Source organism: Geotalea uraniireducens (genome assembly GCF_027943965.1).
Taxonomy (GTDB): Bacteria; Desulfobacterota; Desulfuromonadia; order Geobacterales; family Geobacteraceae; genus Geobacter; species Geobacter uraniireducens.
Genome location: NZ_AP027151.1, coordinates 1369557 through 1385746 on the forward strand (window position 1 = coordinate 1369557; position 16190 = coordinate 1385746).

Annotated in this window: 15 protein-coding genes; 12 read left to right on the top strand and 3 right to left on the bottom strand. The window is 57.6% G+C overall.

What is annotated here, in order from left to right:
- Positions 1 to 21 precede the first annotated feature (21 nt).
- Positions 22 to 1791: a two-component system histidine kinase PnpS gene (gene pnpS / locus QMN23_RS06335; RefSeq protein ID WP_282002718.1), complete on the bottom strand. Its 1770-nt coding sequence runs from the start codon at positions 1789 to 1791 to the stop codon at positions 22 to 24.
- On the bottom strand, positions 1788 to 2468 hold the full coding sequence (locus tag QMN23_RS06340; protein ID WP_282002719.1) for a response regulator: 681 nt from the start codon (positions 2466 to 2468) through the stop codon (positions 1788 to 1790). The genes pnpS and QMN23_RS06340 overlap by 4 nt, the downstream gene beginning before the upstream one ends.
- Positions 2469 to 2933: 465 nt before the next feature.
- Here QMN23_RS06340 and QMN23_RS06345 point away from each other — a divergent pair, with 465 nt between their 5' ends.
- From QMN23_RS06345 to QMN23_RS06360, 4 genes are all read left to right on the top strand, one after another.
- Entirely contained in the window at positions 2934 to 4592 is a 1659-nt protein-coding gene (locus tag QMN23_RS06345; protein ID WP_282002721.1) for an AMP-binding protein, read from the top strand.
- 18 nt (positions 4593 to 4610) lie between these two features.
- A complete protein-coding gene (locus tag QMN23_RS06350; protein WP_282002723.1) occupies positions 4611 to 4772 on the top strand; it encodes a hypothetical protein in 162 nt (53 codons plus the stop codon).
- Entirely contained in the window at positions 4763 to 5956 is a 1194-nt protein-coding gene (locus QMN23_RS06355) for a M24 family metallopeptidase (RefSeq protein ID WP_282002725.1), read from the top strand. Before QMN23_RS06350 ends, QMN23_RS06355 begins: the two co-directional genes overlap by 10 nt.
- Positions 5957 to 6245: 289 nt before the next feature.
- Positions 6246 to 7568 carry a citrate (Si)-synthase gene (locus tag QMN23_RS06360; RefSeq protein WP_282002726.1) on the top strand — a complete coding sequence of 441 codons (1323 nt, stop codon included), beginning with the start codon at positions 6246 to 6248 and terminating at the stop codon, positions 7566 to 7568.
- 122 nt (positions 7569 to 7690) lie between these two features.
- Here QMN23_RS06360 and amrA read toward each other — a convergent pair whose 3' ends face one another.
- The gene (gene amrA, locus QMN23_RS06365; RefSeq protein WP_282002728.1) at positions 7691 to 8269 is read right to left on the bottom strand and encodes an AmmeMemoRadiSam system protein A; all 579 of its coding nucleotides are present in this window, start codon (positions 8267 to 8269) and stop codon (positions 7691 to 7693) included.
- A gap of 62 nt (positions 8270 to 8331) precedes the next feature.
- Here amrA and QMN23_RS06370 point away from each other — a divergent pair, with 62 nt between their 5' ends.
- The 8 genes from QMN23_RS06370 (at position 8332) to QMN23_RS06405 (ending at position 16188) form a co-directional block, all read left to right on the top strand.
- Positions 8332 to 9759 (top strand): aldehyde dehydrogenase family protein, encoded by a 1428-nt coding sequence (locus QMN23_RS06370; RefSeq protein ID WP_282002730.1) that lies wholly within the window; start codon positions 8332 to 8334, stop codon positions 9757 to 9759.
- A gap of 537 nt (positions 9760 to 10296) precedes the next feature.
- The gene (gene ndk / locus QMN23_RS06375) at positions 10297 to 10710 is read left to right on the top strand and encodes a nucleoside-diphosphate kinase (protein ID WP_282002732.1); all 414 of its coding nucleotides are present in this window, start codon (positions 10297 to 10299) and stop codon (positions 10708 to 10710) included.
- A gap of 66 nt (positions 10711 to 10776) precedes the next feature.
- Entirely contained in the window at positions 10777 to 11829 is a 1053-nt protein-coding gene (gene rlmN / locus QMN23_RS06380; RefSeq protein ID WP_282002733.1) for a 23S rRNA (adenine(2503)-C(2))-methyltransferase RlmN, read from the top strand.
- A gap of 40 nt (positions 11830 to 11869) precedes the next feature.
- A complete protein-coding gene (mtnP, locus tag QMN23_RS06385; RefSeq protein ID WP_282002735.1) occupies positions 11870 to 12733 on the top strand; it encodes an S-methyl-5'-thioadenosine phosphorylase in 864 nt (287 codons plus the stop codon).
- Between the two features lie 25 nt (positions 12734 to 12758).
- Positions 12759 to 13697, top strand: a complete 939-nt coding sequence (locus QMN23_RS06390; RefSeq protein ID WP_282002737.1) for a PfkB family carbohydrate kinase — start codon at positions 12759 to 12761, stop codon at positions 13695 to 13697.
- A 133-nt stretch (positions 13698 to 13830) separates the two neighbouring features.
- Positions 13831 to 14577, top strand: a complete 747-nt coding sequence (locus tag QMN23_RS06395) for a tetratricopeptide repeat protein (RefSeq protein WP_282002739.1) — start codon at positions 13831 to 13833, stop codon at positions 14575 to 14577.
- 9 nt (positions 14578 to 14586) lie between these two features.
- Entirely contained in the window at positions 14587 to 15420 is an 834-nt protein-coding gene (locus tag QMN23_RS06400) for a helix-turn-helix domain-containing protein (protein ID WP_282002741.1), read from the top strand.
- Positions 15421 to 15498: 78 nt separating this feature from the next.
- The gene (locus QMN23_RS06405) at positions 15499 to 16188 is read left to right on the top strand and encodes a GAF domain-containing protein (RefSeq protein WP_282002743.1); all 690 of its coding nucleotides are present in this window, start codon (positions 15499 to 15501) and stop codon (positions 16186 to 16188) included.
- Positions 16189 to 16190: the final 2 nt, after the last annotated feature.

The following is a 16190-nucleotide window of genomic DNA, read 5'->3' on the forward strand; positions in this document are numbered from 1 at the left end:
CACTGCTGTCGAGCCGGCCGCTCAGGCCTTGCGGAGGGATATCCAGAAGGTCGAGCCCTTGCCCGGCTCGCTTTCCACCGCCACCGTGCCGCCGTGCAGCTGAACGATATGCTTGACGATCGACAGGCCGAGGCCGGTCCCCCCCTCGTCCCGGTTACGGGCGGCATCCACCCGGTAGAACCGTTCGAATATCCGCGGCAGGTCCTTGGGCGGGATGCCAATGCCGGTGTCCCTGACGCCGATCCGGAGCATGCCGTTTTCTTCGGCGGTGATGAAGGAGATCGTTCCTGACGCCGGCGTGTATTTGATGGCGTTGTCGAGCAGGTTGATCAGCACCTGCTCCAGCCGGCCGGGATCGGCGAGGATCGCCGGTGCGCCGGCCAGGGCCGCGGTATTGATGGTGATCTGCTTCCGGCCCGCCTTCTGTTCCAGGAGGCCTGCGGCATGGCCTGCCGCCCGTTCGATCTGCAGCGGCGTCAGATCGAGGGTCAGGGTCCCCGATTCCAGTTGGGAGAGGGTCAGCAGGTCGCCGATCAGGTCGGCGAGCCGCTCCGAGTGGCTGTAGATGATCTCGACGAAGCGCCGTGCCCGTTCCGGGTCGTTTTCGAGGGTCCCGCCGAGCAGCGCTTCCCCGTACCCCTTGATCACCGTGACCGGGGTCCGGAGTTCGTGGGAAACGTTGGCGACGAAGTCGCGGCGGATGTTTTCCAGCTTCTTCAGATCGGTGATGTCGTGGAAGACCGCGACGATCCCCTGCAGCACCCCTTCTTCGCGCAGCGGCACCCAATGGGTCAACAGATGGGTGTCCTCTCCCAGGTGGAGGGTCATCTCTTCGAGCCGCTCGCTGCCGGAGGCGCTGACGGCGCGGAAGGCCTCGTTGAGGGCGGGGTTGCGGGCGATTTCAATGACTTGGCGCCCCTCCACGTTTTCCGCCAGCGAAAAGAGCCGACAGAAGGCGGGATTGACCAGGGTGATCCTTCCTTGCGCATCGGTCACCATCAACCCCTCACCCATGCTGGTCAGGATCGTGTCGAGCCTGTTCCGCTCGGCGGATATCCGTTCCAGGTTCTGCTGGATCTGGGCGGCCATCTCGTTCATCACTCCAGCCAGTTCCCCCACCTCGTCGCGGGTGGAAACGGGGATGCGTCGGCTGTAATTCCCCCGGCCGATCTGGGTGGCGAGCATCGTCATCGTTCGGAGCGACCGGGAGGTGACCCGGGAGAGGACATAGCTGAGGCAGAGGGCGATGAGCAGCGAGATGACGACTGAAATGCCGAGCAGGGTCCGGATGCTTGCCCGGGCGGCCTCGATGGCGGTCAACGGCAGGGCGAGGCGGAGGATGCCCCGTTCGCCGCTGCTCGCCTGCAATGGGAGCGCGACATACAGCATCGGCGTCCTGATGGTGGCCGAATAGCGGATCGAGCTCCCCTGGCCGGACTTCAGCGCTTCCTGCACTTCCGGACGGTGGAGGTGGTTCTCCAGGTTCGGCAGGTTTTCCGGCGTCACGTCCGAGTCGCCGGCCACCGTGCCGTCGCCGCGGATGATGGTGACCCGGGCGCGAATCTCCCGCGAGATGGTGGCGGCAACAGCGGGGGCGTCACGATTGAGGTCGTTGAAATCGCGGAGGGCGATCAGTCGGGCGAGCCGCGCTTCGCTCTGCAGGTTGTCGCGAATTTCCTGTTCCAGGTGGGTGGCGAGGGTGTGGTCGAGATAGAAAAAGAAAGAGCCGCCGATCATAAGGACGAGCAGCAGGTAGGAAGCCATCAGCTTCCACTGGATCGGAAATCTCACATCTCCTCCATTTTGTAGCCGAAGCCGCGGACGGTCTTGATCAGTTCCCCCGCCGTCCCCAGCTTGGTCCGCAGCCTGGTGATATGGGTGTCGACGGTGCGGGTATCGCCGACGTAGTTGTACCCCCAGACGTTCTTCAAGAGGGTATCCCGGCTCTGCACCCGGCCGAGCCGTTCTGCCAGGTTGAGGAGCAGCTTGAACTCGGTGGTGGTGAGGATGATCTCCTCGTCGCCGATCGTCACCAGGTGTCGTTCCGTATCGATGGTTATCTGGCCGATGACGATGATTTTCCCTTCGCTCTTCTCCGGATTGGCCCGGCGCAACACCGCCTTCACCCGCAGCAGCAGTTCCCGCGTCGAGAACGGCTTCACCACGTAATCGTCGGCCCCCACCTCGAATCCCACCACCCGGTCGATCTCCTCGCCGCGGGCAGTCAGCATGATGATGGGGATATGGGAGGTCTTTTCCGATTTTTTCAGCACCTTGCAGATTTCCGTCCCCATCATCCCGGGCAGCATCAGGTCGAGAATGATCAGGTCGGGAAGCTGGCTGCGGGCCGCCTCCATGCCGCCGGTCCCATCGAGGGTGACAACGGTGCGGTATCCCTCCTTTTCCAGATTGAAGGCTACCAGTTCGGCCAAGTCGCGTTCGTCTTCGATAATCAGAATATTTTTCATGAGGTTTCGTGGCTCCTTGGCGGCGATCCTAACGAAACATTATTGCAGTTTTGTTACAACTATGTAAAAAACACTGTAAAATCAGCATCTATCACGTCTTTCCACAAAAATTGTGGAAACCCTTGTGGATAAAAAAGCGATAAGGTGACAAACGTGTATTAATACAACCGCAAATAGCAAATTGCCTAAATTATGGGCAGGTAAAATGGACGTGTGAAGTGAAAAAAGTCCAATAAAATCAATACGTTTTTGCAATTAAGCGAAAGTATTAGGAAACTCTACTGTCAAGCTTTTTTTTAAAAAACTTGTAACACGGAAGATTGATTCGCAAAAGAAAATTATCCCCCCTGCTAATAGCTTGACTTGTCACGAAGGCCGTGATAATTCATCAAAACTTCCTTAAATCAATGAGTTGTAGTGTGTTAAATATTTGTTTGGTCTGGTGGAATAAAGAGGGGGTATCCCATGAGCCAGCAGCTTGATTTTACGCTTGGTGCCCTGCTAGAGCACGTTGCCGCGACCTATCCCGACAACGATGCCCTGGTCTATCCCGAGCGCGGCCTCCGCTACAGCTATCGCGCCTTTAACGAGATTTGCCGCCAGGTGGCCAAGGGACTGCTCCGGCTCGGGGTCAAGAAGGGCGATCATGTCTCGATCTGGGCCTATAACGTCCCGGAATGGGTCATTCTGCAGTTCGCCACGGCAAAAATCGGTGCCGTCCTGGTCACCGTCAACACCAGCTACAAATCGGCGGAGCTCCACTATCTGCTCGACCAGTCCGACACCAGTACGCTGTTCCTGGTCGGTTCGTTCAAGGATACCGATTATGTGGCGACCCTTAACGAAGTCGTGCCGGAGCTGGCGGCGGCGGAGCCTGGCCGGCTGGCGAGCGCCAGGCTGCCCCATTTGCGGCGGGTGGTTTTCATCGGTGACGAGACGCCGCCGGGGATGAGCAATTTCCGGGAAATCCTCTCGCTGGGGGAGGCCGCCGCCGATACCGAGCTTGCCGCGGTCGAGGCGACCCTCGACCGCCACGAGGTGATCAACATGCAATACACTTCGGGGACTACCGGTTTCCCGAAGGGGGTGATGCTGACCCATTTCAACGTTATCAACAACGGCTTCAATATCGGCGAGTGCATGAAGTTCACCGAGCGGGACCGCCTCTGCATCCCGGTGCCGTTCTTCCATTGCTTTGGCTGCGTCCTTGGCGTCATGGCCAGCGTGACCCACGGCACAACCATGGTGCCGGTGGAGACCTTCGATCCGCTCAGGGTGTTGCAGACGATCGAGAAAGAGCGCTGTACCGCGGTTCATGGCGTGCCGACCATGTTCATTGCCGAACTGGAACATCCCGACTTCGCGTCCTTTGACCTGTCCAGTCTCCGCACCGGCATCATGGCGGGCTCCGTCTGCCCTATCGAGGTGATGAAGCGGGCGGTCAAGGATATGAATCTGACTGAGATCACCAGCGTCTATGGCCAGACTGAATCTTCGCCCGGCATAACCCAGACCCGTACCGAGGACTCCATCGAGCTGCGGGTTTCGACGGTCGGCCGGGCACTCCCCGGCGCCGAGGTCAAGATCGTCGACATCGAAACCGGGGCCGAACTGCCGCCGGGAAAACAGGGGGAACTCTGCGCCCGGGGCTATATGGTTATGCGGGGATACTACAAGATGCCGGAAGAGACCGCCAAGGTGATTGACACCGACGGTTGGCTCCATACCGGCGATCTGGCGATAATGGACGAGAATGGCTATTGCAAGATCACCGGCCGGATCAAGCAGATGATCATCCGGGGCGGGGAGAACATCTATCCGCGCGAGATCGAAGAGTACCTTTACACCCATCCGGGAATTTCCGACGTGCAGGTCTACGGCGTCCCCGACCGAAAGTACGGCGAGCAGGTGATGGCGGCGGTGATTGTCAAAAAAGGAACGACGCTGACCGAAGATGACATCAGGAATTACTGCCGCGGCCGGATCGCCAACTACAAAATCCCCAAATACATCAAGTTCGTCGATACCTATCCGATGACCGCCTCGGGCAAGATCCAGAAGTTCAAGTTGCGCGAGATGGCCATCAAGGAGCTGGGGCTCGGCGATGACGGAGAACCGGTTTAGGCCGGAAGAGGAAGGTCGATGCGGGAAAAGATTCTGGGAATACTGCTGCTCCTTTTTATGTTATGCTTTGTTGCCCTTATTGTTGAGGAGACATTCTTTGGTGGCCGGAAACGGCGCCAACTGGAAAAACAGGCGCGTAACGCCAACCTGGACGATTCCGGAGACAACCGATGCGCATAACGCCACGTGAAGAACTCGAATACCGGATCGGCAAGCTGCAGCGCTTCATGGCGGAAGCCGGCCTCGATGCGGTCATCATTCTGCAGAATGCCGACCTGTTCTACTTTACCGGGACGATCCAGAACGGTACGCTCTATGTGCCGGTAGAGGGAGAGCCGCTCTACATGGTCCGGAAGGATTTTCCCCGGGCGAGGATGGAGTCGGGGTTGAAAGAGGTCGTGCCGTTCCGCTCCATGAAAGATATTCCGCCTCTGCTCGCCGAGTACGGCTATCGGCAGCCGGTCCGGATCGGCATGGAGTTCGACGTGCTGCCGGTCTCCTTTTTCGAGCGCTACCGTACGGTGTTTCCCGAGGCGTCGTTTGCCGATGCTACCCCGCTGGTCAGACGGGTGCGGATGGTGAAGAGCAAGTACGAAATTCATATCCTTCAGGATGCCGCCGTCCAGGTGGAGAAGGTCTGCCAGCGGGCCTGCGAGGTGATTCGCGCCGGGATGACCGACCTGGAACTGGCCGCCGAACTGGAATTCATCGCCCGAAAAGAGGGGCATCAGGGGCTGGTCAGGATGCGGGCGTTCAATGCCGAACTGTTCTATGCCCATGTCTTCTCCGGCACCGATACGGCGGTCCCGGCCTATGTCGATACCCCGCTCGGCGGTCTCGGCCTCAATCCCAGCTTCGGTCAGGGGGCGGGTTACAAGCGGATCGAGCCGAACGAGCCGATTATCGTCGACTTTGCCGGCTGCGTGGATGGCTATCTGGTGGATCAGACCAGGGTCTTTGCCATTGGCGGCATTTCAGCCCAGTTGCGCCAAGCGTACGACGACATGTTGAAAGTCCAGGCGCGGATGATGGAGCTGACGGCGCCGGGCGTGTCGTGGGGGGATGTCTACGAAACGTGTCTCGCCCTGGCCGTCGATCTCGGCTATGCCGACAGTTTCATGGGGAATCGCGGCGCCCAGGTTTCCTTCATCGGTCACGGGATCGGCATCGAAATCGACGAATATCCGTTTATTGCCAAAGGCTTCAAGGAGATGCTCTTTGAGCCGGGAATGGTCTTCGCGTTCGAGCCGAAGGTCGTTTTCCCCGGTGAAGGAGCTATCGGCATCGAAAATACCTTTTACCTTTCCCATTTCGAAGGGCTCAAACAGCTGACCTGCTCCAGTCAGGAACTGACTATCCTCTAGAAATTCCTACTTTTTCCCAGGGAAAAAATTTTGTTGAATTTAATAAAATTGGGTGCTATAACCTTTACAACTGAAAGTGTATACAGTATACTAAAAAGCAATTTTCCCCACGCGTAAACATTCGTTGGTAAGCCCCGCATCAGGCTCTTTACCTAAATCGGCTCAGCCGAAATCACGTTCATAGAGGTCTTCGCATATCATCAGCGGAAAGGAGGGAAGGGGAGAGGTTACCAACAAGCGAGATTGGTTTTTGTTTATTAAACCACACTAAGGTGAAAGGAGATGCAACATGTCTAAACTGAAGGAAAAACTTACCCAGAAAATCCAGGAGTTCCGTCCCCGCACCACCAGACTGGTAAAAGAGTTCGGCAAGGTACTTATCGACCAGGTAACCATCGATCAGTGTATCGGCGGCGCCCGCGATATTCGCAGCCTCGTTACCGACATCTCCTATCTTGATCCCCAGGAAGGTATCCGCTTCCGTGGCAAGACCATCCCCGAGACCTTCGAAGCACTGCCCAAGGCTGCCGGCTCAGATTACCCGACTGTTGAGGCGTTCTGGTCCTTCCTGCTGACCGGTGATATCCCGACCCAGGCCGAGGTTGACGAAGTCGTCGCCGAATTCAAAGAGCGCGGCAAAGTCCCCGCGTATGTATTCGACGCCATCCGCGCCCTGCCGAAAGACAGCCATCCGATGGTCATGCTCTCCGTCGGTATCCTCGCCCTGCAGAAGGATTCGGAATTCTGCAAGTTCTACAACTCCGGCAAGTTCAACAAGATGACCTGCTGGGAATACATGTATGAAGACGCCAGCAATCTGGTTGCCCGCATTGCACCGATCGCCGCCTTCATCTATCGCTACAAATATAAGAATGACGAGCAGATCGCTGTCGATCCGAGCCTTGACTACGGGGCAAACTTCGCCCACCAGATCGGCCAGGTAAAACCGTATGACGACGTCGCCCGGATGTACTTCATCCTCCATTCCGACCATGAGTCCGGCAACGTGTCCGCCCACACCACCCACCTCGTTGCTTCGGCGCTGTCCGACGCCTACTATGCATACTCCGCCGGTCTGAACGGCCTGGCTGGCCCGCTCCACGGTCTGGCCAATCAGGAAGTGCTCGGCTGGATCATGGAATTCCAGAAAAAACTCGGCGAAGGCGTCGAGCCGACCAAGGAAAACGTCACCAAGGCGCTGTGGGACACCCTCAACGCCGGCCAGGTCGTTCCGGGTTACGGTCATGCCGTTCTCCGCAAGACCGACCCGCGTTACACCTCGCAGCGTGAGTTCTGCCTCAAGCATCTCCCGAACGACCCGCTCTTTAAACTGGTCAGCATGATCTTCGAAGTGGCCCCGGGCGTTCTGATGGAGCACGGCAAAGCCAAGAACCCCTGGCCGAACGTCGATGCCCAGTCTGGCGTCATCCAGTGGTACTATGGCGTTCGCGAGTGGGATTTCTACACTGTTCTGTTCGGTGTCGGCCGCGCCCTCGGCTGCATGGCCAACATCGTTTGGGACCGCGGTCTCGGTTATGCCATTGAGCGGCCGAAATCGGTCACGACCGCCATGCTCGAAAAATGGGCGGAAGAAGGCGGCCGGAAGTTCTAATGCCGTTAGGCGGGGGCATTTTGCCCCCGCTGCTTTATCCTGCCGGTACAATGAAAAATGGGGAGATGTCGAATACATCTCCCCATTTTTGCTGTTGGTCCCGTAATGGCAGTGCGGGCGATTCAGTCGAAGACCTGGGCGCTGAAAATGTAAATATCGGCGCCTTCTTGCCAGTCATCCCGTTTGAGCCCGGCCTTGAGGCAGGTCTGGCCCAGGAAGGTCAAACGGTCCCAGCCATATTCCACTGCAACCTGCGGAAGCAGGACGCCCCTGCAATGGTTCTTTTCCAAGTATATCCCGTGGATGCCCACCTCTATTTCATCGATGGAGGAAATTTTTTCCAATGGGCTCAATACGGAAATTTCCAGGGTGAAATTGTCGAGATCTGCCGTTTTCATCGGGTAGAATCGTGGGTCGCGGGTCGCGGCCGCTATGGCCATTTCCTGGACGGTCTGGTACAGTGGCTTGTCGGTAACGAAACTGCCGATGCAGCCGCGCAGCGTCCCGTCCTGCTTCAGGGTCACAAAGCACCCGCGGCAGGCCCGCAGGCCGGAGCCGGGGTCGGCAACCGGCGGGATGGCCCGTTCTCCGATATAATGAATAATTGTTTCTCTGGCAACGGTGATTAGGGTTTCTTGCTCTTGTTTTGTCAGGTTTGTAGTCACGTGCCGCTCCGACGTTAAAATGTTGACCGTAAACAAGTATACTCATTTACCGCATGGTGACAAGGCGGAGCGTTCAATTCAGCTGCAGAGGAGGCCTTATGGCGAAGCGATACAAAGTTCTCATTGGCGGTGCATGGACTGGAGACAACTGTCCGGGGATCGATGTCATCAACCCCTTTGACGACTCGGTGATCGGAGTGGTCCCCGAGGCATCCCTCACCGATGTCGAAGAGGCGATTGTCGCCGCGCAGGCGGGGTTCGCGGCGATGGCCGCATTGCCGGCCCATCGCCGGGCTGAAATTCTTACCCGAACTTCGGAACTAATTTTACGGGATCGGGAGGAGATTGCCGAGATCATTGCCCGGGAGGCTGGTAAGTCGTGGAAATTCGCCTTGGGTGAGGCCGACCGCAGTGCGGAGACCTTTGCCTTTGCTGCCATCGAGGCGCGGAGCACCCACGGTGAACTGGTGCCGATGGATGCCTCGCCGGTCTCCGCCGGCCGCTTCGGCTTCTATCTCCGGACCCCTATCGGCATCATTGGTGCAATCACGCCGTTCAATTTCCCGTTGAACCTGGTTGCCCACAAGGTAGCGCCGGCAATTGCCGCCGGCAATTCGGTAATCCTTAAGCCGGCCACCAAAACGCCGCTTTCGTCAATCAAGCTGGCAGAGCTGATGGAGGAGGCCGGCCTGCCTGCCGGCGCCCTCAATGTCGTGATCGGCAGCGGTCGGGTGGTGGGTAACCGCCTGGTCGAAGATGACCGGCTGGCGATGATCACCTTTACCGGCAGCCCGCCGGTCGGTGTCGAGATCAAGTCTCGCAGCGGGTTGAAGCGGGTAACGCTGGAGCTGGGCTCCAATTCGCCCACCATTATTGATGCCGATGCGGACATCGATGCCGCCGTTGCCCGGTGCGTCGTGGGCAGCTTTGCCAATTCGGGACAGGTCTGCATCTCGGTACAGCGGATTTTTGTCCACCAGAGCCGTTACGACGAGTTTCTGCAGAAATTTGTCGCGGCAACCGGCAAGCTGAAAGTCGGTGATCCGATGGACAAGCAATCCGATATCGGACCGATGATTTCCAGGGAGGAACTCGACAGGATCGTCGGCTGGCTGGATGAAGCCAAGTCTCTCGGGGCCAAGGTCGAGACCGGTGGCACGGTTATCGGCAACTGTCTGACACCGACGGTGCTCAGCGGTGTAACTCCGTCGATGAAGGTTGTCTGTTCCGAAGTGTTCGCCCCGATCGTTACCGTGATGTCCTGCGAGACGTTCGAGCAGGCCCTTGAAATGGCGGACGACTCGGTGTACGGCCTCCAGGCTGGGGTCTACACCAACGACATCAACAAGGCATTCCAGGCGATCAGGCGCCTTGATGTGGGTGGGGTGATCATCAACGACATCCCGACCTTCCGTGTCGACCACATGCCGTATGGCGGCAATAAGCAGAGTGGTCTCGGCCGGGAAGGGGTGCGTTATGCGATGGAAGAAATGACGAATATCAAAATGGTCTGCTTCAATCTCTAAAATGCTCTGACAATGTCTAAAGTTTGGATTGTAACTTGTTGATTTGGCTGGACAAAAATGGTTGGTAGTCAAATTAAAAAAGTCTTGACTTTATTTCTAAAGGTAGTATATTTCGCATCTGTTGTGTTTGAAAACCATGCGCTTTGCGCGAGAATGACAATCACAAAAGAAAAGAGGTGAGAACGTCGATGAAAAAACTGCTTTCCCTGACCCTGTGTCTTGCTCTGGCCGTGGCTTTCGCCGCTGGCTGCAAGAAGAAAGAAGAAGCTCCGGCTCCTGCTCCGGCTGAACAGGCTGCTCCGGCTCCTGCCCAGGCTCCGATGAGCTCCGCTACGGCTGCTCCGGCTGCTCCGGCTGAGCAAGCTCCGGCTGCTCCGGCTGAGAAGAAGTAATTTCGATTATTTCTTCGCGAATGAAAGGGCCCACAGGTTAAGATCTGTGGGCTTTTTTTTTGCCTTTTGCCAAATTGGGTTGACAACCGTTCGGCTACATGCTATCTGAGACGGTCATTTTACTATGAGCGATGCGGAGGTAGTCATGGAAAGAACGTTTGCGATTATCAAGCCCGATGCAGTGGAAAGAAATATAATCGGCAAAATCCTGGAAAAGGTCGAAGGCGCGGGGTTCCGGGTCGTCGGTATGAAGAAAATCCAGCTCTCCAAAGCTGAGGCTGAAGGGTTCTACTACGTGCACAGCGAGCGGCCGTTTTTCAATGACCTGTGCACCTTCATGTCACGGAGCCCGGTGGTGGTACTCGCCCTGGAGCGCGAGAACGCCATTGCCAAATGGCGCGAGGTGATGGGAGCGACCAATCCGGCCAATGCCGATGCCGACACGATCCGCAAGGAATTTGGTCTGAGCATCGAAGAGAATACCGTTCACGGCTCCGATTCGCCGGAATCGGCGGCCTTCGAGATTCCGTACTTCTTCAGCCAGCTCGAACTTCTCTAGCATTATTCGTTGAGTGACGGAAAAGCCCTTCCTGCGAAGGGCTTTTTTTATAATTTATCAGGCAGCATGACTATGAAAGTTGATGTAAAAGGGCTGAGCTTCGAAGAACTCGAGGAGTTGCTGCGCGGGAAGGGGAAAGAGCGATACCGGGCGCGGCAGCTCTTTAAGTGGCTCTACCAGAAGGATGCGGCAACGTTTGCCGAAATGACCGATCTGGCCAAGGACTTACGCCGCGAGCTCGAGGAGACGGCTTTTATCAGCCAGCTTACCCCCCTGGCCGTTGAGATGTCCCGGGACGGCACCCGGAAATACCTGTTCCAGCTTGACGACGGCAATGCGGTGGAGTCGGTGCTTATTCCCGAAGAAGACCGGAATACCCTCTGCATTTCGAGCCAGGTCGGCTGTGCCATGGCCTGCGCGTTCTGTCTGACCGGGACTTTTAATCTAACCCGCAACCTGACTGCGGCCGAGATCGTCAACCAGGTCTGTGCGGTAAAGCGGGAAGTCCCGGTGCGGAATATCGTCTTCATGGGGATGGGCGAGCCGCTGGGGAATCTCGATAACGTCATTCGGGCGCTGAAAATCCTCACCCATGACGACGGCCTGCAGTTCTCGTCGCGACGGGTGACGGTCTCGACTTCGGGGCTGGTCCCGGAAATGGAACGCCTCGGGCGGGAAGTTACCGTGAACCTGGCGGTGTCATTGAATGCGACGACCGACGCGGTACGCAACCAGCTGATGCCGGTCAACCGGCTCTATCCGCTTGCGGACCTGCTGGCGGCCTGTCGGCGCTTTCCCCTGCCGTCCCGGCGCAAGATCACCATCGAGTATGTGCTGATCAGAGGGCTTAACGATACGCTGGAGGATGCCAAGCGGCTGGTTAAGCTCTTGAGTGGCATTCCTAACAAGATCAACCTGATTCCGTTCAATGAGCACGAGGGGTGTGATTACCGGGCACCGGAGCAGGCAAGCATCGACCAGTTTCACAGTTATCTGCTGGCGAAGCATTTTACGGTCATTACCCGTTCGAGCCGCGGCGGTGATATCTCCGCGGCCTGCGGGCAGCTCAAAGGGAAGCTGGACCGGCAGCGGGCCGCCGGAGAGTCCCCGGCAGAGTGATCGGTTGTTTATCTGAGCGATTGTAGTGAAAGGAGCTGGCATGAGTGAGCTGGTAATTGGCGTCTTCGGCGGCAGTGGCCTTTACGAGATGGAGGGGATGAGCGATATCCGGCGCGTCACCATGGATACGCCGTTCGGTGCCCCTTCCGACGAATATATCACCGGGATTCTCGACGGGGTGAAAATGGTGTTTCTCCCCCGGCATGGCCGTGGCCATCGCCTCTTGCCGTCGGAGGTCAACTATCGGGCCAACATCTATGGGATGAAGAAGCTCGGGGTGAGCCGGATCATTTCGGTGTCGGCCGTCGGTAGCATGAAAGAGGAAATCGCCCCTGGCCACATTGTCATTCCCGATCAATTCATTGATCGCACCAACGCCACGCGGTGCAACACGTTCTTCGGTAACGGGATCGTGGCCCACGTCCAGTTTGCCGACCCTGTCTGCGCCGACCTGTCCGGCTGTCTGTACGAGGCTGCCCTGGCGTCGGGTGCCGTCGTGCACCGGGGCGGCACGTACATCTGCATGGAAGGTCCCGCCTTCTCGACCAGGGCCGAATCGAACATGTACCGTTCTTTCGGGGTGTCGGTCATCGGCATGACCAATATCCCCGAAGCCAAGCTGGCGCGCGAAGCGGAAATCTGCTACGGTGTGATCGCCCTGGCCACCGACTACGACTGCTGGCACGAGGCTCACGACGATGTCTCGGTGGATGCGATCCTGACGATCATCAAGAACAATGTGACTATGGCCAAGAGCATTATCCGCAATGCCGTCGGTCGGATTGTCGCCGAGCGGGACTGTCCCTGCGCCTCTGCCCTCCAGTACGCCGTTATCACCGACCGGAATGCGATTCCGGCCGAAGTGAAGGACCGGCTCGACCTGATCGTCGGCACGTATCTGTAAGCGTCTCTATAAAGGAAGAACAGCCATGAGTATTCTCGTTGTCGGTTCAGTAGCGTTCGATTCGGTGGAAACCCCCTTTGGTCAGGTGGACAATGTCCTGGGAGGCTCCGCAACCTACTTTTCCACCTCGGCAAGCTTTTTCACCGATGTCAACTTGGTGGCGGTTGTCGGTGCCGATTTTCCCGAGGAGGATGTCCGGTTTCTGGCGGGGCGCAACATCGATCTGCGCGGCCTGGCACGGGTGCCGGGCAAGACCTTTCACTGGAAAGGGAAATACGGCTATGATCTGAACGAGGCCCAGACCCTGGAGACCCACCTGAACGTCTTTGAATCGTTCAAGCCGCAAATTCCGGTCGAATATCGCGAGACGGAGTTCCTCTTCCTCGCTAATATCGACCCCGAACTGCAGATGGATGTCCTGAAGCAGGTGGGACGGCCGCGGGTAATTGCCTGCGATACCATGAATTTCTGGATTTCTTCCAAGCCCGAAGCGCTGAAACAGGTGATTGCCCTGGTCGATATCCTGATCATCAACGAAGGGGAGGCCCGCCAACTGACCAAGGAAGTCAATCTGGTCAAGGCGGCCCGCCAGCTGCTGGCCCTGGGGGTCAAGACGCTGGTGATCAAGCGGGGCGAATACGGGGTGCTGATGTTCAGCGGCGAAACCGTCTTTGCCGTTCCCGCCTACCCGCTGGAGGACGTTTTCGATCCCACCGGGGCGGGGGATACCTTTGCCGGCGGTTTCATGGGCTATCTGGCCAATACCGGCGACATGTCGGAAGCGGGGATCAGGCAGGCGATCATTTTCGGCAGTGTGATGGCTTCGTTCAATGTGGAGGATTTCAGCCTCGAGCGGATGAAACGCCTTACCTACCCTGAGATCGAAGAGCGGTACCGTAGCTTCAAGGCCCTTACTCAATTCGAGGAGCTGCCGGCGCTGAAAGGCCGGCCAACGGGCGAGTAGCGGCCGGCCGCGTTGACAAGGGGCGGCAAATCTGTTACGTTTCCCGGTGGATACGGCGTGTACTCTCCCGGTTGGCGGGGCTTGACGTTATGGCGGCCGGTGCCGGGAACCCAAATGACCAGAGGTGGCTATTGTGAGACGTCTGTCGGCGCTGTTCGGCATTGCACTTTTCCTGTTCACAGCTGCCTGTGCCTTTGACGATTCCGCCAAGAAGCAGGCGTCATATCATTTCCAGATGGGAGTCTCCTATCTGGGGGAAAATGATCCCACCCGGGCGCTCATCGAGCTGACCGAAGCGGAAAAGCTGACGCCCGACGATCCGACCCTGTTGAACTCCCTGGGCCTCGCCTACTATTACAAAAAACGGTACGATCTTGCCGAAAAGGCATATCTGCGGGCGATTGAGCTGAATCCGGCCTATTCCGAGGCCCGGAACAACCTTGGCGTCAATTACATGGATATGCAGCGCTGGGACGATGCCATCACCCAGTTCAAGGTCGTCTCGGCGGATCTCTTTTTTCTCCACCACGAAGATGCCCGGATCAATCTCGGCCTGGCGTATCTCGGCAAAGGCGATTACCCCCAGTCTTTCGACATCCTGCGGCAAGCGGTCGAGGCCAGCCCGCAGAACGTCATTGCCCGGGTGGCGCTCGGCCGGGTCTACTTTGCCACGGGAAAGACCGACCAGGCCATCGATGAGTATCAGAAGGCCGTGGCCATCGCCAAGAACTATCAGAACGCCCATTACTACCTGGCACTGGCATATCTCAAAAAGAAAGATTACATTGCCGCCGCCAATTCTTTCAAAGAGGCAATCAAGCTTGCCCCTGATTCTGAAAAGGGGCGTCTGTCCCGTGAATACCTGGAATCGATGAAATGAGAGGCCTGCGTGGTTGAGTCAGCTACCGTCGAGTCGGGAAAAGAGACTGTCGGCGGGCTGTTGTCCGCCGCCCGCCAAGCCCGGGAAGTGACCCTGGATGAAGTCGCCCGTGCTACCCGAATCGGGAAAATCTACCTGATTTCCCTTGAGGCCGATGCATTCGACAAGCTTCCCAGCCCCGCCTATGTGAAAGGGTTCCTCCGTGTCTATGCCGCCTATCTCGGTCTGGATCCCGATCGCCTGGTGGCGATGTACGAAACTTCTCTCAAGCCGGCCGTTGCCGTGGCCGATGAACCGCGGCCGGCGGATCCCCGCGAGCCCCGCACGATCGGGACGCCCCGCAACCGGTGGACAATCCCGTTGGTATTGCTGGTGCTTGTTTTCTTTTCCGCCTACCTCTTCCGTGATCGGGACGAAGAGCGGGTGCGGAAAGCCCCTGCCGTGGCCCCGGCGGTACGTCCTGTGCCGCTACCGACCCCTGTCCAGCCTCGGGTCAGTTCTGCCGTAGCCCCTGCCGTGTCGGCGCCGGCCCAGGCGACAGAACCGGCAGCGCAGCCGGCGGATGCTGCCACTCCCGCCCCTGCCGCATCGGGAGTTGTGCTCAGGCTCAAGGTCAATCAGGATTGCTGGTTGAACATTACCATCGATGGTGCGGTTTCCCAACAGTACGATCTCAAGGCAGGAGATTTGATCGAGTGGAAAGGCGAACGGTTTTTCTCTCTTGACCTCGGCAATGCCGGTGGGGTCGAAGCGGAACTCAACGGGAAAGCGCTGCCCTCTTTCGGCGCAGCCGGCCAGACGGCTCATGTCCTGCTCAATGCCGAGGGGGTCGAGGAGCAGTAACTGTCGGCAGTTTACGGATATTCTTTGCGAGGGAGATTCTTAATGCATCTTGCACGCTGCAGAAAATGCGGAAGAGTGATGAAAAGCGAACGGATTGACGCCTATCGGGTCAAACTGGTCTGTAGTTGTGGTTTTTCCGATTTCCGGACTGTTACCGAGAAAGTGAAAACCGTCAATCCCTTCCACCAGAAAGCGAGTTTCACCCCCCTGCTGGAAAGCGAGCGGGGCAAGATGGTGCTGACGATGCAAAAGGCCGACCGCGAGCATCTGGAGATCATCTCGCTCGAGGAGATCAGCATGCTGGTTTCCGCCGATTTCGAGCTGCCGGACGTATTGCAGAGTGTCACGCGGAAAGTGGCCGAACAGCTCAAGGTGAGCGTTTGCAGCGTCTATCTCCGTGACGGCGATGAAGTAGTCCTTGCCGCGACCTCCGGTTTCGATCCCTCGTTCATCGGCAAGATTCGGATCAGGCTCGGCGAGGGGATTACCGGCATCGTGGCCAAGGACGGACAGTACATTTCCCTCAGTCATGCGTCGCAGGATCCCCGTTACAAGTATTTCCCCGAGTTGCATGAGGAAAAGTACAATTCGATGCTGTCGTTCCCGATCGGGGACAAAAAAGAAGTCTACGGGGTCATCAATCTTAACAGCACCTCGATTCGCTCGTTTCAGGAGGACGAGATCTATTTCGTCTCCATTATCGCCAACCTGATTCTGACAGCGATCAAACTCCGGGAGCGCGTGGCTTCAGAGAAGAAATTGTCCTGAGG